The 23,546-nt window shown below is 63.1% G+C and carries 24 protein-coding genes and 1 pseudogene; 8 read left to right on the top strand and 17 right to left on the bottom strand.

What is annotated here, in order from left to right; all coding sequences use genetic code 11:
• Positions 1–45: 45 nt before the first annotated feature.
• The 5 genes from AAC640_RS12470 to AAC640_RS12450 form a co-directional block, all read right to left on the bottom strand.
• Positions 46–1,236, bottom strand: a complete 1,191-nt coding sequence (locus AAC640_RS12470) for a type III PLP-dependent enzyme (RefSeq protein WP_340266731.1) — start codon at positions 1,234–1,236, stop codon at positions 46–48.
• 149 nt (positions 1,237–1,385) lie between these two features.
• Positions 1,386–2,558 (bottom strand): carboxynorspermidine decarboxylase, encoded by a 1,173-nt coding sequence (locus tag AAC640_RS12465; RefSeq protein WP_340266729.1) that lies wholly within the window; start codon positions 2,556–2,558, stop codon positions 1,386–1,388.
• Positions 2,559–2,685: 127 nt separating this feature from the next.
• Positions 2,686–3,891 carry a saccharopine dehydrogenase family protein gene (locus tag AAC640_RS12460; protein ID WP_340266727.1) on the bottom strand — a complete coding sequence of 402 codons (1,206 nt, stop codon included), beginning with the start codon at positions 3,889–3,891 and terminating at the stop codon, positions 2,686–2,688.
• A gap of 86 nt (positions 3,892–3,977) precedes the next feature.
• Positions 3,978–4,187 carry a hypothetical protein gene (locus AAC640_RS12455; protein ID WP_340266725.1) on the bottom strand — a complete coding sequence of 70 codons (210 nt, stop codon included), beginning with the start codon at positions 4,185–4,187 and terminating at the stop codon, positions 3,978–3,980.
• A 1-nt stretch (position 4,188) separates the two neighbouring features.
• Positions 4,189–4,539, bottom strand: coding sequence for a GFA family protein (locus AAC640_RS12450; RefSeq protein ID WP_340266723.1), 351 nt, complete (start codon positions 4,537–4,539; stop codon positions 4,189–4,191).
• Between the two features lie 285 nt (positions 4,540–4,824).
• Here AAC640_RS12450 and AAC640_RS12445 point away from each other — a divergent pair, with 285 nt between their 5' ends.
• Complete coding sequence (locus tag AAC640_RS12445; protein WP_340266721.1) at positions 4,825–5,610, top strand: hypothetical protein; 786 nt, start codon at positions 4,825–4,827, stop codon at positions 5,608–5,610.
• Between the two features lie 15 nt (positions 5,611–5,625).
• On the opposite strand, the gene AAC640_RS12440 is transcribed toward AAC640_RS12445, so the two are convergent.
• Together AAC640_RS12440 and AAC640_RS12435 are read right to left on the bottom strand one after the other, a co-directional pair.
• Entirely contained in the window at positions 5,626–7,224 is a 1,599-nt protein-coding gene (locus AAC640_RS12440) for a cisplatin damage response ATP-dependent DNA ligase (protein WP_340266719.1), read from the bottom strand.
• Positions 7,225–7,282: 58 nt separating this feature from the next.
• Positions 7,283–8,275, bottom strand: coding sequence for a ligase-associated DNA damage response exonuclease (locus AAC640_RS12435; protein ID WP_340266717.1), 993 nt, complete (start codon positions 8,273–8,275; stop codon positions 7,283–7,285).
• Positions 8,276–8,412: 137 nt separating this feature from the next.
• On the opposite strand from AAC640_RS12435, the gene AAC640_RS12430 reads away from it, so the two are divergent.
• Together AAC640_RS12430 and AAC640_RS12425 are read left to right on the top strand one after the other, a co-directional pair.
• Positions 8,413–9,633, top strand: a complete 1,221-nt coding sequence (locus AAC640_RS12430; RefSeq protein WP_340266715.1) for a BtaA family protein — start codon at positions 8,413–8,415, stop codon at positions 9,631–9,633.
• Positions 9,630–10,280, top strand: coding sequence for a class I SAM-dependent methyltransferase (locus AAC640_RS12425; RefSeq protein ID WP_340266713.1), 651 nt, complete (start codon positions 9,630–9,632; stop codon positions 10,278–10,280). Before AAC640_RS12430 ends, AAC640_RS12425 begins: the two co-directional genes overlap by 4 nt.
• 30 nt (positions 10,281–10,310) lie before the next feature.
• On the opposite strand, the gene hemA is transcribed toward AAC640_RS12425, so the two are convergent.
• The 5 genes from hemA to AAC640_RS12400 form a co-directional block, all read right to left on the bottom strand.
• A complete protein-coding gene (gene hemA, locus AAC640_RS12420; protein ID WP_340266711.1) occupies positions 10,311–11,531 on the bottom strand; it encodes a 5-aminolevulinate synthase in 1,221 nt (406 codons plus the stop codon).
• Positions 11,532–11,685: 154 nt separating this feature from the next.
• Positions 11,686–12,489 carry a glutamate racemase gene (murI, locus tag AAC640_RS12415; RefSeq protein WP_340266709.1) on the bottom strand — a complete coding sequence of 268 codons (804 nt, stop codon included), beginning with the start codon at positions 12,487–12,489 and terminating at the stop codon, positions 11,686–11,688.
• A gap of 81 nt (positions 12,490–12,570) precedes the next feature.
• Entirely contained in the window at positions 12,571–13,266 is a 696-nt protein-coding gene (mtgA, locus tag AAC640_RS12410) for a monofunctional biosynthetic peptidoglycan transglycosylase (RefSeq protein ID WP_340266707.1), read from the bottom strand.
• A 148-nt stretch (positions 13,267–13,414) separates the two neighbouring features.
• Positions 13,415–14,329, bottom strand: coding sequence for an RNA polymerase sigma factor RpoH (gene rpoH, locus AAC640_RS12405; RefSeq protein ID WP_340266705.1), 915 nt, complete (start codon positions 14,327–14,329; stop codon positions 13,415–13,417).
• Positions 14,330–14,406: 77 nt separating this feature from the next.
• Positions 14,407–15,357 (bottom strand): RluA family pseudouridine synthase, encoded by a 951-nt coding sequence (locus tag AAC640_RS12400; protein WP_340266703.1) that lies wholly within the window; start codon positions 15,355–15,357, stop codon positions 14,407–14,409.
• A 17-nt stretch (positions 15,358–15,374) separates the two neighbouring features.
• Between AAC640_RS12400 and AAC640_RS12395 the strand changes: the two genes are divergently transcribed.
• Positions 15,375–15,788 carry a M67 family metallopeptidase gene (locus AAC640_RS12395; RefSeq protein WP_340266701.1) on the top strand — a complete coding sequence of 138 codons (414 nt, stop codon included), beginning with the start codon at positions 15,375–15,377 and terminating at the stop codon, positions 15,786–15,788.
• 93 nt (positions 15,789–15,881) lie between these two features.
• The gene (locus AAC640_RS12390) at positions 15,882–16,535 is read left to right on the top strand and encodes a histidine phosphotransferase family protein (protein WP_340266699.1); all 654 of its coding nucleotides are present in this window, start codon (positions 15,882–15,884) and stop codon (positions 16,533–16,535) included.
• 42 nt (positions 16,536–16,577) lie between these two features.
• Here the strand turns inward: AAC640_RS12390 and AAC640_RS12385 are convergent.
• Together AAC640_RS12385 and AAC640_RS12380 are read right to left on the bottom strand one after the other, a co-directional pair.
• Positions 16,578–16,777: pseudogene (locus tag AAC640_RS12385) on the bottom strand (nitronate monooxygenase); the annotation flags it as partial.
• A 29-nt stretch (positions 16,778–16,806) separates the two neighbouring features.
• Positions 16,807–17,463 (bottom strand): glutathione S-transferase family protein, encoded by a 657-nt coding sequence (locus AAC640_RS12380; protein WP_340266697.1) that lies wholly within the window; start codon positions 17,461–17,463, stop codon positions 16,807–16,809.
• 29 nt (positions 17,464–17,492) lie between these two features.
• Here AAC640_RS12380 and AAC640_RS12375 point away from each other — a divergent pair, with 29 nt between their 5' ends.
• A complete protein-coding gene (locus AAC640_RS12375) occupies positions 17,493–17,942 on the top strand; it encodes a hypothetical protein (RefSeq protein WP_340266696.1) in 450 nt (149 codons plus the stop codon).
• Here AAC640_RS12375 and glnA read toward each other — a convergent pair.
• From glnA to map, 3 genes are all read right to left on the bottom strand, one after another.
• Positions 17,930–19,342, bottom strand: a complete 1,413-nt coding sequence (gene glnA, locus AAC640_RS12370) for a type I glutamate--ammonia ligase (RefSeq protein ID WP_340266694.1) — start codon at positions 19,340–19,342, stop codon at positions 17,930–17,932. The two genes, AAC640_RS12375 and glnA, sit on opposite strands and share 13 nt — an antisense overlap.
• 103 nt (positions 19,343–19,445) lie before the next feature.
• Positions 19,446–19,784: a P-II family nitrogen regulator gene (locus tag AAC640_RS12365; RefSeq protein ID WP_340266692.1), complete on the bottom strand. Its 339-nt coding sequence runs from the start codon at positions 19,782–19,784 to the stop codon at positions 19,446–19,448.
• A 234-nt stretch (positions 19,785–20,018) separates the two neighbouring features.
• A complete protein-coding gene (gene map / locus AAC640_RS12360) occupies positions 20,019–20,849 on the bottom strand; it encodes a type I methionyl aminopeptidase (RefSeq protein ID WP_340266690.1) in 831 nt (276 codons plus the stop codon).
• A 136-nt stretch (positions 20,850–20,985) separates the two neighbouring features.
• Here map and AAC640_RS12355 point away from each other — a divergent pair, with 136 nt between their 5' ends.
• Both AAC640_RS12355 and AAC640_RS12350 read left to right on the top strand, forming a co-directional pair.
• Positions 20,986–21,747 carry a competence/damage-inducible protein A gene (locus AAC640_RS12355; RefSeq protein WP_340266688.1) on the top strand — a complete coding sequence of 254 codons (762 nt, stop codon included), beginning with the start codon at positions 20,986–20,988 and terminating at the stop codon, positions 21,745–21,747.
• Positions 21,748–22,078: 331 nt separating this feature from the next.
• Complete coding sequence (locus tag AAC640_RS12350; protein ID WP_340266686.1) at positions 22,079–23,422, top strand: UDP-glucose dehydrogenase family protein; 1,344 nt, start codon at positions 22,079–22,081, stop codon at positions 23,420–23,422.
• Positions 23,423–23,546: the final 124 nt, after the last annotated feature.

The raw sequence follows: 23,546 nt of genomic DNA, 5'->3' as shown, positions 1-23,546 counted from the left end.
CGGCGAGGGACAAGGCACCCTCTCCCAAGGGAAACTTGAGCCTTTTTAGCCCAGCTTGATGACAGTTGCGCGACGACGCGCGGGAACAGGATCGGCATAGAGGCTGGCCATCGGCTCATCCCCGACTTCAATGACTGCTTCGGAGGTGAAGCCGTTGAAGCCGGTGCGCATGGCCGCGCCATAGGCGCCGAGCATGCCGATTTCGATATAATCGCCCGGCTGCACATCACTCGGCAACATGAAGGGTCCCACCATATGGTCCATGTCGTCGCAGGTCGGGCCGTAGAAGGAGAAGCCGGTCAGTTCCGCCTCGCTTTCATCTTCCCGCAACAGCGCGACGGGAAAGCGCCAGCCGATATGCGCCGCGTCGAACAGCGCGCCATAGGCGCCGTCATTGATGTAGAGTTCCGTCCCGCGACGACGCTCCACACGGACGACGATCGAGCTGTATTCGGCGGACAGCGCCCGGCCGGGCTCGCACCATAGCTCAGCCGAATAGCTGATCGGCAGGCTTTCGAAGCCGCGATGGATAGCGTCGAAATAGGCCTCCAGCGCGGGCGGTTCCATGTCGGGATAGACCGACGGAAAACCACCGCCCACGTCGATGATGTCAACCGTCACCGCCGCATCGACGATCGCCGCGCGGACGCGCTCGATGGCGTCGCTATAGGCCTGCGGACTCATCGCCTGGCTGCCGACATGGAAGCAGATGCCGAGCGCATCGGCCGCCTGGCGTGTCGCCATCAGCAGTTCGCGGGTTTCGCCCAGTTCCGCCCCGAATTTCGATGCAAGGCTGAGTTCGGAATGTTCCGACGAGACGCGCAGGCGCACGCACAGCTCCAGGTCGGTCGCGGCATCGGTCGCGCGCACGATCTTTTCCAGCTCGTCAAGCGTGTCGAGCGAGAAGGTGCGAACGCCATGGACGTGATACGCCTCCGCAATGGCTTCCTCTGCCTTGACCGGGTGCATGAAGCACAGCTTGGCGTCCGGCAATGTCTCCGCGACCAGCCGGACCTCGGCGATCGAGGCCACGTCATAATGCGTGATGCCGCTGGCCCAGAGGGTGCGGATCAGGTCGGGTGACGGGTTCGCCTTGACCGCGTACAGCGAGCGCCCGGGAAACTTCTGAGAGAAGAATCGGGCCGCCCGAGCCGCAGCCTGGGGACGAACAAGCGTTACCGGTGCTGCCGGTTTGAGGGTGGTCGCTACCCCCAGCGCGCTATGATGCTTGTGCAACTCAAGGGACCTCCAGTGTAGTTCGTTGGCATTCAAGCTGCCTTGCGGTGGAAGTCCCATGGGGCAGCGGAGGGCCGATATATGCCCGGCTTCCCCCCCTGTAAAGCGGATGCATAAATTTTGTTGCGCGCCCGCCTACGAAACGTGCGTCAGGAGAGGCGGGCCTTGAAATCCTCATACGAAAAGCCGCGGATTTCCTTGAGTTCGTCGGTGGCAGAATGCCATAGCCAGATGGAAGGCAGGGGCACCCCATTGAAAGTGTTGGTCTTCACCATCGAATAATGAGCCTGATCCAGGAAGGCGATGCGCCGGCCTGGAGTCGCGCCACCTGGGACCCGGTAGTCGCCTATGATGTCCCCGGCGAGGCAGGAGGGGCCGCCGAGTCTGGTTGCCGGGCCGTCCGATTGCTCGTGCAGCATGGCGGGCCGATAGGGCGCCTCGATCACGTCGGGCATGTGGCAGGTGGCGCTGATGTCGGTGATCGCCACGGGCATGCCATTGTCGATGACGTCGAGGATTTCGCCGACGAGGATTCCGGCGTCGAGCGCCATCGCCTCGCCCGGTTCGATATAGAGGTCGAGGCCGGTCTGCGCCTTGATGCGCTGAAGGAAGGCGATCAGCGCATCGATCTGATAATCTGCGCGCGTAACGTGATGACCGCCGCCGAAGTTCAGCCATTTGAGGCCGTCGACATGGGGCATGACACGCGATTCGATCGCCGCCCAGGTTCGCTGCAAAGGCAGGAAATCCTGTTCGCAGAGGTTATGGATGTGGAGGCCGGAGACGCCGTCGAGATGGTCCGGGCGCAACTGATCGACCGGGAATCCGAGGCGGCTGTGCGGCTGCGAGGGGTCATATTTGGGGACTTCGCCTTCCGCATGGAGGGGGTTGAGGCGCAGGCCGATGTCGAAGTTCACACCGTTCTTTATAGCCTCGTCAATGACCGGCTTCATGCGTGCGATCTGGCCGGGGCTGTTGAAGATGACATGATCGGAAATCTTGAGGATCTCGGCGAGATCGTCGGGCTTGTAGGCGGCGCAGTAGGTCGCCACCTCGCCGCCATATTCTTCCCGCCCGAGGCGCGCTTCGTAGATGCCGGAGGCGCAGACCCCGTCGAGATATTCAGCCACCAGGCCACCCAGCGACCACATGGAAAAGGCCTTGAGCGCCCCCAGCACCTTGATGCCGGCGCGGTCTCCGATATCGCGCAGGACGGCAAGGTTTCGGCGGATAGCGGCCTCGTCCACCACGAAGGCGGGAGAGGGGACGCGGTGCAGGTCGAAATGCGCGAAAGCGGCCGGGTCGCCGGCTTTGGTTTCCATTGCTCGTTCCACTCCAGACTGCTCCACCGTCACCCCGGGCCTGGCCCGGGGTCCCGCTGCCTCAAGCAACGGTGGAGAAGAGGCGGGACCCCGGCTTGGCCGGAGTGACGATCCCTTCGGCGGACCGTCAGAAATCCAGGGGGGCGGCCAGTTCCTTTACCTGCCAGGGCAGGCCATGCTTGTTCAGCATGTCCATGAAGGGATCGGGATCGAACTGTTCGATGTTGAACACGCCTTCCCCCTTCCATGCGCCTGTCAGCATGAGCGCGGCGCCGATCATTGCGGGGACGCCCGTCGTATAGCTGACCGCCTGGTTGCCCGTTTCGGCATAGGCGTCCTCATGGTCGCAGACATTGTAGACATAGACGGTCTTCTGGCTTCCATCCTTCTGGCCGGTCGCGATGTCGCCGATGTTGGTCTTGCCCTTGGTGGTCGAACCCAGGCTGGAGGGTTCGGGCAGCACCGCCTTGAGAAACTGAAGCGGGATGATTTCCTGCCCGTTGTACAGGACCGGATCGATCCGGGTCATGCCCACATTCTGGAGTACTTCGAGGTGCTTGAGATAGGCGTCACCGAAGGTCATCCAGAAGCGGATTCGCTTGATTTCGGGATAGTGTTTCGCGAGCGATTCCAGTTCCTCATGATACATGAGGTACATGTTCTTTTCGCCCACCTGATCGAAGTCGAACAGTTGCCTGTGTTTGAGCGCCGGCCCTTCGACCCACTTGCCGCCTTCCCAGTGACGCGAGGGGGCGGTGACTTCGCGGATGTTGATTTCCGGGTTGAAGTTGGTGGCGAAATGCTGGCCATGGTCGCCGCCGTTGCAGTCGAGAATGTCGAGCGTGTCGATGCGGTCGAGCAGGTGCTTCCTGATGTAGCTGGCAAAGACGCTGGTGACGCCGGGATCGAAGCCCGACCCGAGCAGCGCCATGATGCCGGCTTCCTTGAACCGGTCCTGATAGGCCCATTGCCAGCTATATTCGAACCTGGCGGTGTCGCGCGGTTCGTAATTGGCGGTGTCGAGATAATCGACCTTGGTCGCGAGGCACGCGTCCATGATCGCCAGGTCCTGATAGGGCAGAGCCAGGTTCACGACCAGCTTGGGCTTCACCCTTTCGATGAGGGCGACAGTCTCTTCGACATTGTCGGCATCAACCTGAGCCACGTCGATGGAACCGCCGGTACGCGTCTTCACCGATTCGGCGACCTTTTCGCAGCTGATGATGCGGCGGCTGGCGAGGGTGATATGGCTGAAAATATCCGGGTTCATCGCCATCTTGTGAACCGCGACAGAGCCGACGCCGCCTGCGCCGATGACCAGAACCTTGCTCAATTCCACTGCTCCATATCAAGCCGCGCCCGACGCGCGAAAGCGCCCATATAGGGACTAGGCGTTACAGAGCAAAGTCGCTGCGCAGCCTATCCGCCGCCGCAACCGCAGCCGCGCCATTCGGTGAGGGGCTCGATCTCGGCGAGATGGTCGCCCGGCGTGATGCCGCTGGCGAACGCGTCGCGATAATCCTCCGCAGAGCTGGAGACGGCCCAGCCGATGCCGCGCTCCTCCGCAAGCCGACCGAGAACGGCATGCCATGAAGCGAGGGCATCGGGCGATGGCAGAGGGGCGGTCATCCTACAAGCTGGCTCCATCGCACTGGCGGATCGACAAAGCGTCCAGATCGACGTCCGGAACGCAGCGCAGGTTTATGGCCTGCATGGCGGAACCGTCCGGTCCTTTGCCCTTCGCGAAGGCCTGGGTCCCGCAGATGCGGCAGAACTGGTGCGTAATGACGTGCTTGTGGAAGTGATAGTCGATCAGCTTGTCCGCGCCACTGTCGAGCGTGAACTGGTCGGCTGGCACGAACGTCAGGAGGAATCCCTTGCGGCGGCAGATGGAGCAGTTGCAGGCCATGGCTTCGCCCGGCGCGTCAGCGGCTACGGTGAAGGCGACCGCGCCGCAGTGGCAGCTTCCGGTATAGGACATGAGGCCTTTCCTTTAAGAGCCGTGCGTCGGACGAATAACGCCCAAATCCAGATTGGGTGTCAACCGGATCCTTGCAAGGGCGATCTACAGCCATTTTCGCACTTCGAACAACAGCTTGAAATCCAGCGAACTTCGAAGATTGAAACTCTGCAAGGAGCGTTTATTATCCGCCGTGGTTCACTGATCGGCATTTTTCGGCGAAAATGACGCCCGTTACTTCGGTGATCCCATCATTCTGCATTGGACGACACGCTGCAACTTCAGGTCTCTAGGGGGAGATGAAAGATGGCGACGGTCAGCGATAAACTGATGCCAGGGCCTGGCGTCGGGGATCAGGAACGTAATTTCTTCCGCGTGATGGCGATGGTGATGGCGGCGGTCATCGTCGCGGGATTTGCATTCAATCTGGCGATGGGGCGGTCTACCTTCGCGGTTCCCATCGTGTATCATGTGCATGCCTTCGTTTTCTTTGGCTGGGTCGCTTTATATGTAGCCCAAAGCTGGCTGATCGCAGGGAACAACGTTCGACTGCACCGGGCGCTGGGGCTGGTCGCCTATGGCTGGGTGCCGGTGATGGTGCTGATGGGTTTCGTGATCATGATCACATCCCTGCGGCGATCGGGCGGCCCGTTTTTCTTTGACCAGAACGAATTTCTGTTCAGCAACACCATGCTGCTGATGCTGTTTGGCGCGATGGTGTTCGCGGCGTTGCGCCAGCGGCGATACATGGGCTGGCATCGGCGGCTGATGGTGACGGCCATGTCGATCCTGACTGGCCCCGGTCTTGGGCGACTGCTGCCCATGCCCTTGTTCATCCCGAACGCCTGGCGGATCATGATGGTCTTTACGCTGGCCTTCCCCGTCATCGGCATGATCGTCGACAAGCGGCGGCGGGGGCAGGTTCATCCGGCGTGGTTCTGGGGCGTGGGCGCCATCATCGCGACGCAGCTGGTCGCGGAACTCCTGGCCTATAGCGATTGGGGGGTCGGCGTCACCCATTCGATACTGGATGGAACGGCCGGGAGCCAACGGCCCATGGCGGCCTTCCTCCCTCCGGGTTTCGCGATGTGAACTGACAGCGGCTGGCTAGATCACCAGCCGTCGCAGGGCTGCCACCGTGTCCGCTTCCTCGGCCGGCTTGTCGCGCCTGATCCGCGCGATGCGGGGGAAGCGCATCGCGAGGCCCGATTTGTGGCGCTTGCTGTCGTGGATGCTGTCGAAGGCCACTTCAAGCACAAGCGACTTTTCCACTTCGCGCACCGGGCCGAAGCGGTTGACGGTGTTGGTCCGCACGAAGCGGTCGAGCCATTTCAGTTCCTCGTCGGTGAAGCCGCTATAGGCTTTCCCCACCGGGAGAAGTTCGCCGCCATCCGTCCAGCAGCCGAAGGTGTAGTCGGAATAGAAGGACGAGCGCTTGCCGTGGCCGCGCTGGGCATACATCATGACGCAGTCGGCGGTGAGCGGATCGCGTTTCCATTTGTACCAGAGCGCAGCCTTGCGCCCTGCAACATAGGAGCTGTCACGGCGCTTGAGCATCACGCCTTCGATGGCGGCGTCGCGAGCGCCCGCCCGGATGTCGGCAAGGGCCTCGAAATCAGGGGCCTCGATTAGCGCGGAGAGGTCGAAGCGGTAGGGATCGAGGGTGGGAACGATGGATTCCAGACGGGCGCGACGCTGCTCCCACGGGAGCGGGCGAAGGTCTTCGTCCCGGTCGAGCAATATGTCGTAGAGGCGGACGAAAGCGGGGAAATCCTCCATCATCCTGGCGGTTACGGCCTTGCGCCCGAGCCGCTGCTGGAGCGCGTTGAAGCTGGCCGCGGAGCCCCCCTGTCCCCGGGCGCCCTGAAACTCGCCTTTCACAAGCAGTTCGCCGTCCAGCACGGCATGGTGACGGAACGCCTGCGCTATGTCGGGGAAACTGCCCGTGATGTCGTCACCCGCGCGGCTGTAGAGGCGCGTTTCGCGCGACGTGCCTACGATCTGGACGCGAATGCCGTCCCATTTCCATTCGGCGGCATAGTCCTTGAGGTCGACGCTGTCGGCCTCCAGCGGGTGGGCGAGCATGAAGGGGCGGAAGAAGGGCGTGCCGACTGGATCAGGGCGGGGCGAGCGGCCCTGACCCCAAGCGAACAGTTCGGCATAAGGCGGGGTGAGCGCGTGCCAGCATTCCTCCACATCATCGACGTCGAGGCCGAACGCCCGCGCGAAACCCGTCTTGGCGAGGCGCGAGGAAATGCCGACGCGCAAGCCGCCGGTAGCGAGTTTCAGCAGCGCAAAGCGGCCCGAGGCATCGAGATGGTCCATCATCTGCGCGAGCGTGGCTGGGGCGGTGGCCCGACTGACGGCGTGGAGGCGGTCGACGATAGCGGACAGGGTCAGGGAACCGTCGTCTATTTCCCCCGGCTGATCCCCGGGCTTGGGCCAGAGCAGGGCGACGGTCTCCGCGAGATCGCCGACATAGTCGCGACTCATTTCGAACAGGACCGGGTCCACGCGGGCGCGGGTCATTTCGGCTATGGTGGACGCCTTCACGGCCTTGAGGTCGAGATTGCCGGTGAGAGCCGCCAGCGCCCAGCCCCGGTCAGGGTCGGATGCCGCGCGCATGTAGCTGGCGATCAGGTCCAGCTTGCCGTTACGGGACCGCGTATAGACGAGGCCGTCGAGGAGCTGGGAGAACTGCCTCATCCGCGCGCACCTGTTCCCGACAAGCTCGAACCGAACGGCCGGAGGAGTGAAGGCGGCATCACCCTTCATCCTCGTCTTCGCGGTCGATCATTTCCAGCGCCCGCGCGCGCATCTGGTGGGTCATGCACCAGTGGACCAGCGCGTCCTCCCGCCCGTGGGTGATCCAGGTTTCCGAAGGCGCGACTTCGCGGATGGTGTCGGTCAGCTCATCCCAGTCGGCATGGTCGGAAATGACGAGCGGCAGTTCGACATTACGCTGGCGGGCGCGTTGGCGCACGCGCATCCAGCCTGACGCCATGGCGGTTATGGGATCAGGCAGGCGCCGGCTCCAGCGATCGTTGAGCGCGGAAGGCGGCGAGACGATCACATGGCCACGCATCTCCTTCGCAGCAACGCCGGTCGCGGGGCGCAATTCGCCCAGTTCGACGCCGAAGTCCGCGTAGAGGGCGCACATCCGCTCCAGCGCGCCATGGATGTAGATGGGGTCATGATGGCCGCGCGCGCGCAACTCGGCGATGAGGCGTTGCGCCTTGCCGAGCGCATAGGCGCCGACCAGCACACAGCGGTCGGGATGGGCATGGAGCGCGGCAAGCAGGCGGTCGATTTCGCTTCGCGTGTCGGGATGCCGAAAAACGGGAAGGCCGAAGGTCGCTTCCGTCACGAAGATGTCGCAGGGCACAGGCGTGAAGGGCCTGCAGGTCGGGTCCGGCCGCCGCTTATAATCGCCGGTAACGACGACCCGTTCGCCGGCATGTTCCAGCAGGATCTGCGCGGACCCAAGGACGTGGCCGGCGGGAATGTAGGTAACGGCGACGCCGTTCATGCGGATATCCTCGCCATAGCCGACGGCCGTGCCGGACGCGGTGCCGTAACGCAGCGCCATGATCGCCAGTGTTTCCTCTGTCGCCCAGACATGGCCGTGGCCGCCCCGCGCGTGATCGGCGTGGCCGTGGGTCACGAGCGCGCGCGCCTGCGGGACGGAAGGGTCGATCCAGGCGTCGGCGGGCCGGACATAGATGCCGGTCGGGTGCGGTTCGATCCAGTGAGGCATGTGGAGAGAAGGTGGTTGGCGCCCGATGGTTCCGCAAGGGCTTCACGGAGCCGTAACCTGATCGTCACGCGGCGGACATGCGGCTGCACTAGGCGCAGCCCAACGACCCGACCCGGCACCTGAGGAGGCGCGACGAGATGGCATCCATGGCTCACCAGAATCTGACCCGCGCGGTGCATCAGCACCGGCATCTGACACGGCAGGGATTGCTGGAGCGCGCCTTCACCTTCGCCTTTCGCGGCCTCGTCTATGCGCAGATCTGGGAGGATCCGGAGGTCGACATGGACGCGCTGGCGATCACGCCCGACTGCCATGTCGTCACCATCGCGTCGGGCGGATGCAATGTGCTCAGTTACCTGACCGCGGACCCCGCGAGGATAACAGCGGTCGATCTCAACACGGCGCATATCGCGCTCAATCGGCTGAAGCTGGCGGCGGCGCGGGCGTTGCCGGATCATGAGAGCTTCCACCGGTTCTTCGCCAGGGCCGACAGCCGCGACAATGTGGAGGCCTATCGCCGCTTCGTCGCGCCGATGCTGGACGATGCGACGCGGCGCTATTGGGAGGGCCGCGACATCATCGGACGGAGGCGGATCAGCGGCTTCGCACGCGGCATCTATCGGCAGGGTCTGCTCGGCCGCTTCATCGGGGCCGCACATATGCTGGCACGACTGCATGGCGTCGACCCGAGGCGCATGCTGGATGCCAGGAATCGCGACGAACAGCGCGCGATTTTTGAACGGGAACTGGCGCCGGTGTTCGACAGCGCCTTCACCCGCTGGCTGACGAGCCAGCCCGCCTCGCTGTTCGGGCTTGGCATACCCCCGGCGCAATATGAGGCGCTGGCCGGGGACGCGCGGATGGACGCGGTGCTGAAGGCGCGACTGGAGAAACTGGCCTGCGACTTCGACCTGAAGGACAATTATTTCGCCGTGCAGGCCTTCGGTCGCGGCTATGCGGGCGGGGAGGGGCCTTTGCCGCCCTATCTACAGGCGGCGCATCATGCCGCCGTGGTCGAACGGGCCGAGCGGGTGGACGTGCGCCATGTCAATTTCACCGATTTCCTGGCCTCGCAGCCCGCGGCCTCGGCGGATCGCTATGTCCTGCTGGATGCGCAGGATTGGATGTCGGACGAGCAACTGAACGCGCTCTGGTGCCAGATCACGCGGACGGCCAGGCCCGGTGCGCGGGTGCTTTTCCGCACGGCCGGGGAACCCAGCATCCTGCCTGGCCGCGTGGACGATGCCCTGCTGTCCCGCTGGGACTATCGGGCCGAACAGTCGCTCGACTATACGGCGCGGGATCGATCGGCCATCTACGGGGGCGTCCACCTCTATGCGCTGAAGGACGTGCAATGAAGGGGGTCGGCCATGACCGGCTGATGGACAGCGTCTATCGGCATCAGCGGCACATCTACGACCTGTCGCGCAAATATTATCTGCTTGGTCGGGACGGGCTGATCGCGGATCTCGCACTCCCCGACGGAGGCGCGGTGCTGGAGATCGGCTGCGGCACCGGGCGCAACCTGATCGCGGTGGGACGGGCGTGGCCACAGGCGCGGCTCTATGGCGTCGATATTTCCGAAGCGATGCTCGAAACGGCGCGCAAGGCGGTGGCGAAGGCCGGCATGGCTGATCGGGTGACGCTTGCGCGCGGGGACGCGTGCCGCCTGGACCCTGTGGCGTTGTTCGGCCGCGAGACCTTTGAGCGGGTGATGATCAGCTACGCGCTATCGATGATTCCGAACTGGGAGGCCGCCCTGCAAACGGCGGGGCGTTGCGTGACCCATGGCGGCAGGCTGGAACTGGTCGATTTCGGCCAGCAGGAAAGACTGCCCGGTCTTTGGAGGAGGGCCTTGTTCGGATGGCTGGCACGGTTTCATGTTGCGCCGCGCGCGGACATCAAGCCTGCGCTTGAGCGGCTGGCGGCCGATATGGGCGGCCTCCCCCACAGTCAGAGCCTGTATCGGGGCTATGCCGTGAGGGCAGGGCTGATCAGGGTCTAATCCTTCCGCCGGTCGGAGGAAAGCGGGCGGTCAGGCAGCCTTTTTGAATTCCAGTTCCAGCCGATCCCAAATTTCCACCAGCGCCGAAACGAGATCGCGCATCATCTGTTCGTCATGGGCCGGTCCGGGGGTGAAGCGCAGGCGCTCCGTCCCGCGCGGCACGGTGGGATAGTTGATGGGCTGCACATAGGCGCCATATTCAGCCAGCAAGATGTCGCTGATCCGCTTTGCCTTGACCGGATCGCCCACCATCAGCGGGACAATGTGCGTGACGGACGGCATCACCGGCAAGCCGGCATCCGCCATCAGCCGCTTGAGCGTCGCGGCCGCGGCCTGTTGGCCTTCGCGTTCCTCGCTCGACTGCTTGAGGTGGCGCACGCTCGCCAGCACGCCGGCGACCAATACGGGCGAAAGAGACGTGGTGAAGATGAAGCCGGGCGCATAGCTGCGGATGACGTCGATAATCATCTGGTCGGCCGCGATATAGCCGCCCATGACGCCGAATGCCTTGCCCAACGTCCCTTCGATGATGGTCAGGCGATGCGCGACATCATCCCTTTCCGAAATGCCGCCGCCATGGGCACCATACATCCCCACGGCATGCACTTCGTCCAGATAGGTGAGTGCGTTGAATTCGTCCGCGAGATCGCAGATCGCGGCGATGGGGGCCACATCACCGTCCATCGAATAGACGCTTTCGAACGCGATCAGCTTGGGCGCATCGGGATCTTCAGCGGCCAGCAGTTCGCGCAGATGATCCACGTCATTATGGCGGAAAACCCGCTTTTCGCAGCCGGAATTGCGGATGCCCGCGATCATGCTGGCATGGTTCAGCTCATCGGAAAAGACGATGCAGCCGGGCAGGATCTTGGCAAGGGTCGAGAGCGTTGCATCGTTCGAGACGTAACCCGACGTGAAAATCAGCGCGCCTTCCTTGCCGTGCAGGTCGGCAAGTTCGGCTTCCAGATCGACGTGATAATGGGTGTTGCCGCCGATGTTCCGGGTGCCCCCCGATCCGGCGCCGACATCGTGCAGCGCCTCTTCCATGGCGGCGACCACCTTGGGGTGCTGGCCCATGGCAAGATAGTCGTTGGAGCACCACACGGTTATGGGCTTGGGTCCATTATGGCCATGGAAGCAGCGGGCGTTGGGGAAGGCGCCCTTGTTGCGCAGAATATCGATGAACACGCGATAGCGGCCTTCGCTGTGGAGCCGGTCGATCGCCTGCGCGAAAATATGCTGGTAGTTCACGTAACGCCCGTTCCCTAGTGGCCCGCCAATCTCTCCGGCGGTGCATTTACCCGCTGCTGGCCCGTATTACCAGCGCTAACCGCTCGCAGGGGTTGTGAGAAATAGCTATCACAATGATAGAGGAATTTGCCATGGGACCAAATGTCCCACGCCATCACAGCGCTTCCATTTCCTCCAGGCCGTAATCGGCAAGGGCGGGCGCGAGCGCTGCCACGCTATGGTCAAGCCGGGTGAATATCGCTTTGCCGGGCGCCGGCGAGGCAGGCCATTGCTGCCCCTGCGTCAGATATGCGACGCGCCGGGCGATGCCGTCGCCGCCATGGACGAAATGCAGCGGGCGCGGCGCGGCGGCGGTGAGTTCGGCCTGCACCAGGGGGAAATGGGTGCAGGCGAGCACGACAGTGTCCATGCGATCGCCGTCGGGCTGGTCCAGCAAGCCAGCCAGCGCGTCGCGAGCAATGGCGGGATCGAGCGGCAGTCCGCGCAGCTTCGCCTCTGCCAGTTGCACCAGCGCGGCCGAACCGTGTCGCAGCACGACGCAATCCGCGCCGAATTCCGCCGTGAGCCGGTCGACATAGGGCTGGCGCACGGTCGCGTCCGTGCCAAGCACGCCGAATACCCGGCTTTTGGAAAGCAGCGCGGCGGGCTTGATTGCGGGCACGGTGCCAACGACTGGAATATCGAGCGCGGCGCGTACGCTGGAAAGCGCGATCGTCGAGGCGGTGTTGCACGCAATGACGGCAAGACGCGGGCGGAATCGTTCGACCAGCCGCCCGAGCAAGGCAGGCACGCGCGCGGCAATCTCCGCCTCACTCTTTGTACCATAGGGAAAGCCCGCGCTGTCCGCTGCGTAGATGACAGGCGCGCTGGCCAGTGCAGCCCGTGTGGGCGCCAATATCGACAGGCCGCCGACGCCTGAGTCGAAGAAGAGCAGGGGAGCCTTGGATGCGACCGTCATTATGGGCGCCATGTTGCGGGGCAGGGACGGGCTGTCAAGGAGCCGGTATCGGCAAGCGGCTGGCGTGGCGCCTGCCGCCGTTCACCGGACGCAATCGTCCAGCCCCTCCCGCTGCACCACGCCGATGCGGCTGACTATGCTGTTGCCATAGTGGCGCGTGAAACCGCGAGGGTCGATCGCGGCCCTTTTCTTAGGCAGGGGCAGGACGGCAGCGATCCGGGCGGCTTCTGCATGTGTCAGACGGCCTGCGCCATGATGGAAATATCGCATCGCGCCGGCCTGCACGCCATAGGTTCCGATCCCTGTCTCCGCGACGTTGAGATAGACTTCCATGATCCGGCGCTTGCCCCAGATCGCCTCGATCAGCATGGTGAACCAGGCTTCGAAGCCTTTGCGGACGAAGCCGCCGCCCTGGAAAAGAAAGACATTCTTGGCCGTTTGCTGGCTGATCGTGGACCCACCCCGGATTCGTCCTCCGCTGGCATTGTGCCGCATCGCGCGGGCGATCGCCACGGCGTCGAAACCGTGATGGCTGCAAAAGCGGCTGTCCTCGGCAGCTATGGCCGCACGGGCCATGTTGGGATCGATCTCGTCCAGGCTCACCCAATCCTTGGTGATGCCATGGCGATCAAGCAGCATCGTCAGGGTGACGGGCGGCGGCACGAAGCGATAGATGAGGACAATCAGCAATGAAAACACGACGAATCCGCCGAGAATGCGAAGCAGGATGCTGGCCCAGCGGGAACGACGACGCGGCGCGGAGGAAGGGGAAGCCATGGCCTTTCCCTAGCGTGGTCTTGCTCGGGCGCAAGATGTGGCATGCGCCATCCTGTGCCGGCGCTCGAGGGCGGCGGGGGAGGCCGAAGGACGGGCAAGAAAAAAGCCCCGGACCGCTCCGGGGCTTCATCCTTGTCGCAGAGAGTGTTCAGGCCATCGCGAGGCGAGCCATCTTTCCTATGCGATCGCCAGCGATGCGCATCATCGCCTTTTGCAGCTTTTCGAAGGCCCGCACCTCGATCTGGCGAACGCGCTCGCGCGATACGCCATAGACCTGGCTCAGTTCCTCCAGCGTCTTGGGCTCTTCGGCGAGGCGGCGTTCGGCCAGGATGTGCTTTTCCCGGTCGTTGAGGTCGTCCATCGCCTCCACCAGCATGTCGTGGCGCAGGGTCTTTTCCTGCTCATCCGCGACACGTTCATCCTGAAGCGGATCCGTGTCGGCGAGCCAATCCTGCCACTGGCCCTCGCCATCCTCGCGCATCGGCACGTTGAGCGACGTGTCGCCGCCCATCGCCATGCGGCGATTCATTGAGATCACGTCTTCCTCGGTGACGCCAAGATCGGTCGCGATCTTCTTGACGTCATCGGGGTGAAGGTCGCCATCCTCGAACGCTTCGATGTTGTTCTTCATCCGGCGAAGGTTGAAGAACAGCTTCTTCTGCGCGGCGGTCGTGCCCATCTTCACGAGCGACCAGCTGCGGAGGATGAATTCCTGGATCGACGCGCGAATCCACCACATGGCGTAGGTCGCCAGGCGGAAACCCCGATCGGGCTCGAATTTCTTGACGCCTTGCATCAGGCCGATATTGCCCTCGCTGATCAGCTCGCTGACCGGCAAGCCATAGCCGCGATAGCCCATGGCGATCTTTGCGACGAGGCGCAGGTGCGATGTGACCAGCTGCGCCGCCGCTTCAGGATCCTGATGTTCGGCGTAGCGCTTGGCGAGCATATATTCCTGCTCGGGCGTCAGAAGCGGAAACTTGCGGATTTCCGACAGATAGCGGTTCAGGCTGGCTTCACCGCCCAGCGCCGGCACCGCGGGGACATTGCTTTTGTCAGCCATGTCTCTTCACCTTTCCCTTTCATGCGCGGTGGGACCCAGAAGAGGCGTCCGACGCACCGCGGCAAACTTGTCAAATCCTATACGAGAAGCTCGCTTAACAGTTCCTGCATATCTCGAGGCATCGGGCTGTCGAAGCTGAGCTGCTGTCCCGTTACCGGATGTATGAACCCCAGCTTTTCCGCGTGCAATGCCTGCCTTTTGAAACCCATCGTTTCCAGTATTGATTTGAAACCTTTTCTGTCTCTACCGTAAACCGGATCGCCGATCAAGGGGTGACCCAGATGGGCCATATGCACCCTTACCTGATGCGTGCGGCCGGTTTCCAGCTTGCATTCGATCAGCGCCGCCCCCTTCAGCGGCTGGACGGTACGATAATGGGTCACCGCATGTTTGCCGCGACCTTCCCTGCAAACCGCCATTTTTTTTCGATCGGCGTCGGACCGGCCGATCCATGTGTCGACCGTGCCGGCCGCCGGCTGTGGCATGCCATAGACGATGGCCGCGTAAAGGCGATCGATGCGGTGCGCCTTGAACTGCTGGGCGAGCCCTTCATGGGCCTTGTCTGATTTTGCAACGACCAAGAGGCCGGATGTATCCTTGTCGATGCGATGAACGATGCCAGGACGCGCCACGCCGCCGATGCCGGACAGTTGGCCGCGGCAATGATGCAGCAGCGCGTTGACCAGAGTGCCGTCCAGATTGCCCGCTGCCGGATGGACCACAAGGCCCGCCGGCTTGTCGATGACGATCAGGTCCGCGTCTTCATGCACGATATTCAGCGGGATGTCCTGCGCGATCGCTTCGGCCTCCACCGGCGGGGGCAGGGTCACGGCGAAGCTTTGTCCGGAAGCAACCTTCATCGACGGATTGAGGGGCCGTCCGTCCAGCGTCACCCGGCCTTCGACGATCAGCCCCTTTAGCCGTTCGCGCGAAAGATCGGGCAACAGGTCCGCAAGCGCCCTGTCGAGGCGAAGGCCGCGCTGCGCCTCGCCGATCGTCGCTTCGATGATGGAAACCCCCGAACCCATTGGCTAAGCATGTAGGAATGAGGGTCAGGATATCAAGCGCGATACTGGAACAAATCATGTCCCTGGCAGCCGCAGATCCCCACGAGGTCTGTGGCCTGCTGTTGGGGCGGGAGGGTGCCATCCTCAACGTTCGACCCGCCGTGAACGTCGCCCCCGATCCGGCGCGCCATTTCGAGCTGGACCCCGCGGTGCTGATCGCGGCGCACCGAGCGGCTCGCGCGGGCGGCCCCGCGATCCTTGGCCATTATCATTCGCACCCAAGCGGACATGCCGAACCATCCGCCACGGACGCAGCCAATGCGGCGCCCGATGGAAGCCTGTGGCTGATTGTCGGATCGGGCGCGGCAAGGCTGTGGGTCGCGGGGCGTGGGCAGGGGCAGGGGCAGGCAGGAGAAGTGCGCTTTACGCCCGCAAGGCTCGACATCATGTGAGCGAAAGGCGGCAGGCCGGGGTTGCATCACGCGACAGGGCAGCGCATTAGCCTGTCATCTCCTTTCTTTTCCTTTCCCGGTGGCATCACCTTCATGACCAATCCGACCGACAGCATCGAATTTGCCAGCTTGCTCTGTTCGCGTCTTTGCCATGATCTCCTCAGTCCCGTGGGCGCGCTCAACAACGGGTTGGAGCTGATGGCGGACGAAACCGATCCGGACATGCGCCAGCGTTGTCTGGACCTGCTGGCGGACAGCGCGCGGACGTCAGCCAACAAGCTGAAATTCTTCCGCCTGGCGTTCGGTTCGGCGGGGGGCTTTGGCGACGCGGTGCCGACGCATGAGGCGCGCGTTGCGATCGAAGGCATGTTTGCAGGCACTGGCCGGGTGAAGATAGGCTGGCTCGTCGAAGACGACATGCTGGACAAGCTGCCGGTGAAGGTGCTGCTCAATCTGGCGCTGATCGCCGGCGATGCGCTGGTGCGGGGCGGTCAGCTCGACATCGGCGCGGAAAAGCGGCCGGGCGTCACCGAGATCGTCGTCAGGGCTGAGGGACCCAAGCTGGTTCTGGACCCGGACCTGCGATCCGCGCTGGCAGGAACGCTGCCGACGGATGGCCTGGCGTCGCGCACGGCCGCCGCGTGGATGGTACGCGGCCTGGTGGTCGGAGCGGGGGGTGAAATGGCGCTGTCGCCCGCTGGCGAGGCTGTCCTGTTATTCGGCGCGTCCATTCCGGACGGGGACTGACAGCGCGCTGTTGGTCGTCAGCCGCCAGCCATCCCGGCCAGCATTGACGTTGAAGGGGCGGTCGGTCCGCATGGGCAACTGAGCGATCGTCGCGCGAGCGCCATCCGCGTCGGTCGCTCCAACCGCGATCGAGCCGAGCCCTCCGGCATTTGAAACCCCCGCTGCGCGTTTCGGAGTCGACACTCCCGCCTTCGGCGCCTCTATGATGGGATATGACAGCCCCCCGCTTCGATCAGCGACATGATTTGGGTCCTGACTGGAGATTCCGCGCTTACGAGTTGGTTGCAGCCGCGCGGTTAAAGACTGCCAATTGATCGGCAAAGGCGCGCTGATATGCCTGGCGCGCCTCGGCCCTCGCGATATAAGCTGCGAGATTCGGATGTTCCTCGATCAGGCCGGATCCGTCCAGACGCCGCAGGACGGTCACCATCAGCAGGTCGCCGGCGCTGAAGGTGCCGGCGAGCCAGTCCTGATCCCCCAGCCGATGCGCGAGTTGGGCGAGGCGGGTGCGGACCCGGTCATCCAGGACGGTCATGCGCTCATCGAACCAGGGTTTGTCCCGCTCCAGCAAAATGGCCATCGACCGATCAACGATCGGCGGTTCGACCGTGTTAAGTGCCGCGAACATCCAGCTTATCGCCTCGGCCCGTCTTTCGGGGGCATCGGGGAACAGCCCCGCATGATGCTCGGCAATGTGGAATATGATGGCCCCGGATTCGAACAGGCTGAAAGGACCTTCTTCATAGGTGGGGATCTGTCCGAACGGGTGACGCGCAAGATGCGCCGGCTCCTTCATCTCGGGAAAGGCGATCAGGCGGACAGTGTAGGCCAGGCCTACCTCCTCCAGCGCCCAGCGAACGCGCATGTCGCGTGCGAGCCCCCGCCCGCGATCAGGGGAGCGTTCGAAGGCGGTGATGGTGATGGTCATCCTGCTTCTCCCGGCGGGGCAGTATGCGATTGGATGACGTCGCCTGGCAACCGGTGGTGCGCCGTGCGGCGGCCAACTGCGCTGGATCTGAGGCGGCCTTCCGTGACGTCGACCAGCCGTTTGAGCGGCAGTTCAATATGCCGATGGACCAATATGCCAGCGACCAAGCACGCGGCGAGCGCTGCCACCAGGGGAAGCGTATCACCCTTGCCCGCGGCAACTATGCCCAGGAATCCAACGATCACGAAAATATACGTCAGGTAAAGGGCGTAGGAGGCGTCGGCAGCAGGACGAGGGGCCGCATCTTCTTCAACGATCGTTCCAGCGAGAGCGAGGATGACAGGCATAGCGCAGCTGGAATGGTGGTGGAGAGAATGCGATCGCCTACTAAATTCATAACTGAATCGAAAACGGGGCCCGGCCGCTTGCGCGACCGGGCCCCGTTTTCGTTCGATCCGGAAAGAGATCAGGCGCTGTAATACATGTCGAATTCGACCGGCGAAGGTGCCATTTCCCAGCGGTACACTTCCGGCCACTTCAGCTCGATATAGGCTTCGATCTGATCCTTGGTGAAGACGTCGCCCTTCAGCAGGAATTCGTAATCGGCTTCCAGGCTGTTGAGTGCTTCACGGAGCGAGGCGCAAACGGTCGGCACCTGGCTCAGCTCTTCGGGCGGCAGATCATAGAGATTCTTGTCCATCGCGGAACCCGGATGGATCTTGTTCTCGATGCCGTCGAGGCCGGCCATCAGCAGCGCGGCGTAGCAGAGATAGGGGTTGGCCATCGCGTCGGGGAAGCGGAATTCGACGCGCTTCGCCTTGGCACCGGCGCCGTAGGGAATACGGCAGGAGGCCGAACGGTTGCGGGCGGAATAGGCCAGAAGAACCGGAGCTTCGAAGCCCGGCACCAGGCGCTTGTAGCTGTTGGTGGTCGGGTTGGTGAAGGCATTGAGCGCCTTGGCGTGCTTGATGACGCCGCCGATGAAGTAGAGGCACATTTCCGACAGGCCGGCATAGCCTTCGCCCGCGAACAGCGGCTTGCCGCCGTCCCAGATCGACATGTGGGTGTGCATGCCCGAACCATTGTCCTGCGCGATCGGCTTGGGCATGAAGGTCGCGGTCTTGCCATAGGCCTGGGCGACCATCTGCACGACATACTTATAGATCTGCATGCGGTCGGCGGTCTGGACCAGCGTGCCGAAGGTCAGGCCGAGTTCATGCTGGGCAGCGGCCACTTCGTGGTGGTGCTTGTCGCAGGGGAGGCCCATTTCCAGCATGGTGGTGACCATTTCGGCGCGGATGTCGGTGGCCGGATCGACCGGAGCGACCGGAAAATAGCCGCCCTTGGCGCGCGGACGGTGGCCCAGATTGCCGCCATCATATTCCCGGCCGGTGTTGGTGGGGAGCTCGATGTCGTCGATCTTGTAGAAAGACTCGTTGTAGTCGCTGTTGAAGCGGACGTCGTCGAACATGAAGAATTCGGCTTCCGGGCCGACATAAACGGTGTCGCCAAAGCCGGCCGACTTGACGAAGGCTTCCGCGCGCTTGGCGGTCGAACGGGGGTCACGGGCGTAAAGTTCGCCGGTGTCGGGTTCTACGATGTCGCAGAAGAGGATGAGCATCGGGGTGGCGCTGAACGGATCGACATAAACGGCGTCCAGGTCGGGCTTGAGGATCATGTCCGACTCGTTGATCGCCTTCCAGCCTTCGATCGACGAACCGTCGAACATCAGGCCCTGGGTCAGTTCGTCTTCGCCGAGGACCGACGAAACCATGGTCAGGTGCTGCCACTTACCCTTGGGATCGGTGAAGCGCAGATCGACCCATTCGATCTCCTTTTCCTCGATCATCTTCAGGATGTTTTTTGGCGTGTTGGCCATGTGCTCTTGCCCTTCTTTCAAAAATACCCCCCCGAAGGGGCAGTGGATGTTGCAAGCCGCCGTCCCCTTGCGGGGCCGGCGGAAACCGGAAAGCTCGTCAGGATCAGATGGCGTCGCTGTCGCGTTCGCCGGTGCGGATACGAACCGCGCCTTCGATCGAGGAGATGAAGATCTTGCCGTCGCCGATCCGACCGGTCTGGGCCGCGGCCGAGATGGCTTCCACGACCCGATCGGCCAGCGCGTCGTCGACGACGACCTCCAGCTTCACCTTGGGCAGGAAATCGACGACATATTCGGCCCCGCGATACAGTTCGGTATGGCCCTTCTGCCGTCCGAAGCCCTTGGCCTCGGTCACCGTGATGCCGGACACGCCGACTTCATGCAGCGCCTCCTTTACCTCATCGAGCTTGAACGGTTTGATGATCGCTTCGATCTTCTTCATCACTCTGATCCCAACTCACACGCGCGCTGGATAGCGAAAGCTTCGCAATCCTTTTCCTTGACGGGACGATCATCATGCCCCCCGAGACATGATCCGCCCCATCCGACAATCAATTACCGTGCCAAACGGCGAATCGCTGCTAACCGCTTTCGGCGATGCGGCAATCTTTGTCCATATTGCCCGGATTCAGGGCAGAACGCTGGTCCCTTGCCTATTTTTTAGGCAGGCGCTCATTCAGCGGGAATAGGGCGGGACATCAAGGCCGGCCGGGCTCTTCGTGAAGATTTCGCATCCGGTTTCCGTGATGCCGATACTATGTTCGAACTGGGCCGATAGCGTACGATCGCGTGTGACCGCGGTCCACCCGTCCTCGAGCATCTTCACGCCGGGCTTGCCGATGTTTATCATCGGTTCGATGGTGAAGAACATGCCGGGCTTCAGTTCCGGGCCGGTGCCGGGACGGCCGACATGGACGACTTCCGGGCTGTCATGGAAAACGCGGCCGAGGCCATGGCCGCAAAAGTCGCGGACCACGCCGTAGCGATGCTTTTCGGCATGGGTCTGGATAGCATGACCGATGTCCCCCAGATGATTGCCGGGCTTTGCCTGCTCGATGCCCAGCATCAGGCATTCATAAGTCACTTCGATCAGGCGTCGCGCCTTGATGGAGGTTTCACCCACGATGTACATGCGGCTGCTGTCGCCATGCCAGCCATCAAGCAGGGGCGTCACGTCGATATTGAGGATGTCGCCTTCCTTGAGCTTCTGCTCGCCGGGTATACCGTGGCAGATCACGTTGTTGAGCGAGATGCAGCAGCTGTGCGTGTAGCCGCGATAGCCGAGCGTCGCCGGCACGCCGCCGCCATCAAGGGTCATGCGGCGGACGATGTCGTCCAGTTCGCCGGTCGTGACGCCCGGCACCACATGCGGCGCCAGTGCGTCGAGTATCTCGGCAGCCAGCCGGCCGGCCTTGCGCATGCCTTCAAAGGCGGCTGCGTCATAAAGCTTGATCGCGGTTGATCGGGAAACCGGCGCGTCCGCCGTCATCGTCATATAGTCGGTCATGGACCCGATTATAGGCGGATGAACAGGATATTGCGAGGGGGCGGGGAGCGGGAAAGGCACCATGGGCGCCTCTGGCTCATCTCCCGCAGTCAGGAACCGTCTAGGCAGGGGAACGGCCAGCGGCTATGGCCAGACGATGCCGCTCGACGAACGCACCTGGACCGCCGCACTCATCGTGATCGGAGACGAGATCCTGTCCGGGCGGACGCAGGACAAGAATGTTGCGCAGGTGGCGACCTGGCTCAACGTCCAGGGCATCCGCCTGCGCGAAGTGCGGATCGTGGCGGACGACAGCGACGCGATCGTCGAGGCGGTCAACACGCTGCGCGCCCGAAACGATTATCTGTTTACGACCGGCGGAATCGGGCCAACGCATGACGATATCACCGTTGACGCCATCGCCTGCGCGCTGGGCGTGGAGGTGGAGATTCATGAGGAAGCGCGCGCGGTTCTGGCCAGCTATTACGAAACGCGCGGCGGGCTGACCGAAGCGCGCCTGCGCATGGCCCGCGTGCCGGCCGGCTCCAGCCTCATCGAAAACCGCATGTCCGGCGCGCCGGGCATCCGTCACGGCAATATTTTCATCATGGCGGGCGTGCCGCATATCACCGCGGGCATGCTCGACAGCCTGACCGGCAGGCTCGAGGGCGGTCATCCGCTGTTGTCCGCGCAAATCGGCTGCTGGGTTGCCGAAAGTGAAATCGCCGACCTGCTCGCGCGCACTGAACGGGCCCATCCGGGCTGCCAGATCGGCAGCTACCCCTTTTTCCGGGAAGGCAAGACCGGCGCCAATTTCGTTGTCCGTTCGACCGATGCCGTAGAGCTTCAGCGCTGCGCCGAAGACCTCAGCATGGCGCTGGAGCAGGGCGGCTGGCCCGTAATAGCGGGCGGCATCTGAGAGCCCTCCATTGAGTGACGTATCGCCAGCACAGGCGTGAGTCGCCTCACTGACAACAATCGCAGGAACTGCCCCAAGTCCTTGATCCACGGTCATCGGTGGCGCTGGAGCGGCAAGCTGCGTTGCATCCGTTACGGTGCCGGCGCTATGCTGCACCGCATCAACAGCCGTTTCGTTTCGGTGATATAGGTCGCAGGCCCGGACGCCCGGTGGCCAACCCATGAAAAGGGAGAGCATCGTCCATTCCGGATTTCCGGATGGTTGCTGTGCGCCCATTGTCATCGGTTGCTCGCAAGGCGGCTGAGCTTTTAAAAAAGAGGGAGAAGTGGTGATGCGGATCGTGATGACCGGATCGGGCTATGTCGGCCTGGTCTCTGGCGCTTGTCTTGCGGACTTCGGCCATGATGTGATCTGCGTGGACAAGGACGAGGCCAAGATTGCCCTGCTGCGCGATGGCGGCGTGCCCATCTATGAGCCGGGCCTGACGGATCTGATGGCTCGTAATGTCAAGTCGGGGCGGCTGACCTTCACTACCGATCTTCCCGCGGCGGTCGCCCAGGCGGATGTCGTGTTCATCGCAGTGGGCACGCCGGCGCGTCGGGGAGACGGCCATGCCGACCTCAGCTATGTCTATGATGCGGCCCGGGAGATCGCCTCGTCGCTCAGCGGCTTTACCGTCATCGTGACCAAGTCGACCGTTCCGGTGGGCACGGGAGATGAGGTCGAGCGCATCGTGCGTGAAACCAATCCCGAAGCGCGGTTCGCGGTCGCGTCCAATCCCGAATTCCTGCGGGAAGGCGCAGCGATCCAGGATTTCAAGCGCCCGGATCGCATCGTGGTGGGCCTGGAGGACGATCGCGCGCGGCCTGTGATGGAGGAAGTGTATCGACCGCTCTACCTCAACCAGGCGCCGATCCAGTTTACCGGCCGCCGCACCAGCGAACTCATCAAATATGCCGCCAACGCATTCCTGGCGATGAAAATAACCTATATCAACGAGATAGCCGACCTGTGCGAGCAGATGGGCGCCGATGTGCAGCAGGTTGCGCGCGGTATTGGCCTGGACAACCGGATTGGAGCGAAGTTCCTGCATGCCGGGCCGGGCTATGGCGGCTCCTGTTTCCCGAAAGATACGCTGGCGCTGGTGAAGACTGCCGAGGATGCCGGAGCGCCGATCCGCCTCATCGAGACGACGGTCGCGATCAACGAGAGCCGGAAGCGCGCCATGGCCCGCAAGGTGGTGGCGGTTTGTAACGGATCGGTGCGCGGCAAGACGATCGGCGTGCTGGGGCTGACGTTCAAGCCGAACACGGACGATATGCGCGACGCGCCGTCGCTGTCGATCATCCGGGCCTTGCAAGATGGCGGAGCGCAGGTGCGCGCCTATGATCCGGCAGGCATGGACGCGGCCCGAGGGATGATGAGCGATGTCGAATTTTGCGCCAGCCCCTATGAGGCTGCTGAACGCGCGGCGGCTGTTGTCATCGTCACCGAATGGGACGCGCTGCGCGCGCTTGACCTGCCCCGGCTGCGGTCGGTCATGGATGGTGACGGCCTTGTGGACTTGCGCAACATCTACCGGCCCGACGATGCCGAAGCGGCCGGCTTTGCCTATGTGAGCGTCGGGCGTCGCGGCACGCCCGAACCCGCGGAACTGATTCAGGCGGCCGAATAGCCACCTTCGAAAAGGTTCCACAACTCATCGCAAAGTCGCCGATTTTGCGATGAGTCGTTCTTGACCGGAAGTTTATGTTAACTTCCCTAGAGGACCCTTAGGGGACCAATAGCGGGGTTGCATG

It is taken from the genome of Sphingobium mellinum (genome assembly GCF_037860795.1).
GTDB lineage: Bacteria > Pseudomonadota > Alphaproteobacteria > Sphingomonadales > Sphingomonadaceae > Sphingobium > Sphingobium mellinum.
Note: the sequence above shows the minus strand (reverse complement) of the source record. Positions and strands in the feature narration are given on the sequence as shown.

Excerpts from the sequence above, each read along its gene's own strand:
- AAC640_RS12465 (WP_340266729.1), bottom strand. The coding sequence starts at position 2,558 with ATGGAAACCAAAGCCGGCGACCCGGCCGCTTTCGCGCATTTCGACCTG.
- AAC640_RS12455 (WP_340266725.1), bottom strand. The coding sequence starts at position 4,187 with ATGACCGCCCCTCTGCCATCGCCCGATGCCCTCGCTTCATGGCATGCC.
- AAC640_RS12450 (WP_340266723.1), bottom strand. The coding sequence starts at position 4,539 with ATGTCCTATACCGGAAGCTGCCACTGCGGCGCGGTCGCCTTCACCGTA.
- AAC640_RS12445 (WP_340266721.1), top strand. The coding sequence starts at position 4,825 with ATGGCGACGGTCAGCGATAAACTGATGCCAGGGCCTGGCGTCGGGGAT.
- AAC640_RS12440 (WP_340266719.1), bottom strand. The coding sequence starts at position 7,224 with ATGAGGCAGTTCTCCCAGCTCCTCGACGGCCTCGTCTATACGCGGTCC.
- AAC640_RS12435 (WP_340266717.1), bottom strand. The coding sequence starts at position 8,275 with ATGCCTCACTGGATCGAACCGCACCCGACCGGCATCTATGTCCGGCCC.
- AAC640_RS12430 (WP_340266715.1), top strand. The coding sequence starts at position 8,413 with ATGGCATCCATGGCTCACCAGAATCTGACCCGCGCGGTGCATCAGCAC.
- AAC640_RS12425 (WP_340266713.1), top strand. The coding sequence starts at position 9,630 with ATGAAGGGGGTCGGCCATGACCGGCTGATGGACAGCGTCTATCGGCAT.
- murI (WP_340266709.1), bottom strand. The coding sequence starts at position 12,489 with ATGACGGTCGCATCCAAGGCTCCCCTGCTCTTCTTCGACTCAGGCGTC.
- mtgA (WP_340266707.1), bottom strand. The coding sequence starts at position 13,266 with ATGGCTTCCCCTTCCTCCGCGCCGCGTCGTCGTTCCCGCTGGGCCAGC.
- rpoH (WP_340266705.1), bottom strand. The coding sequence starts at position 14,329 with ATGGCTGACAAAAGCAATGTCCCCGCGGTGCCGGCGCTGGGCGGTGAA.
- AAC640_RS12400 (WP_340266703.1), bottom strand. The coding sequence starts at position 15,357 with ATGGGTTCGGGGGTTTCCATCATCGAAGCGACGATCGGCGAGGCGCAG.
- AAC640_RS12395 (WP_340266701.1), top strand. The coding sequence starts at position 15,375 with ATGAGGGTCAGGATATCAAGCGCGATACTGGAACAAATCATGTCCCTG.
- AAC640_RS12390 (WP_340266699.1), top strand. The coding sequence starts at position 15,882 with ATGACCAATCCGACCGACAGCATCGAATTTGCCAGCTTGCTCTGTTCG.
- AAC640_RS12380 (WP_340266697.1), bottom strand. The coding sequence starts at position 17,463 with ATGACCATCACCATCACCGCCTTCGAACGCTCCCCTGATCGCGGGCGG.
- glnA (WP_340266694.1), bottom strand. The coding sequence starts at position 19,342 with ATGGCCAACACGCCAAAAAACATCCTGAAGATGATCGAGGAAAAGGAG.
- AAC640_RS12365 (WP_340266692.1), bottom strand. The coding sequence starts at position 19,784 with ATGAAGAAGATCGAAGCGATCATCAAACCGTTCAAGCTCGATGAGGTA.
- map (WP_340266690.1), bottom strand. The coding sequence starts at position 20,849 with ATGACCGACTATATGACGATGACGGCGGACGCGCCGGTTTCCCGATCA.
- AAC640_RS12355 (WP_340266688.1), top strand. The coding sequence starts at position 20,986 with ATGCCGCTCGACGAACGCACCTGGACCGCCGCACTCATCGTGATCGGA.
- AAC640_RS12350 (WP_340266686.1), top strand. The coding sequence starts at position 22,079 with ATGCGGATCGTGATGACCGGATCGGGCTATGTCGGCCTGGTCTCTGGC.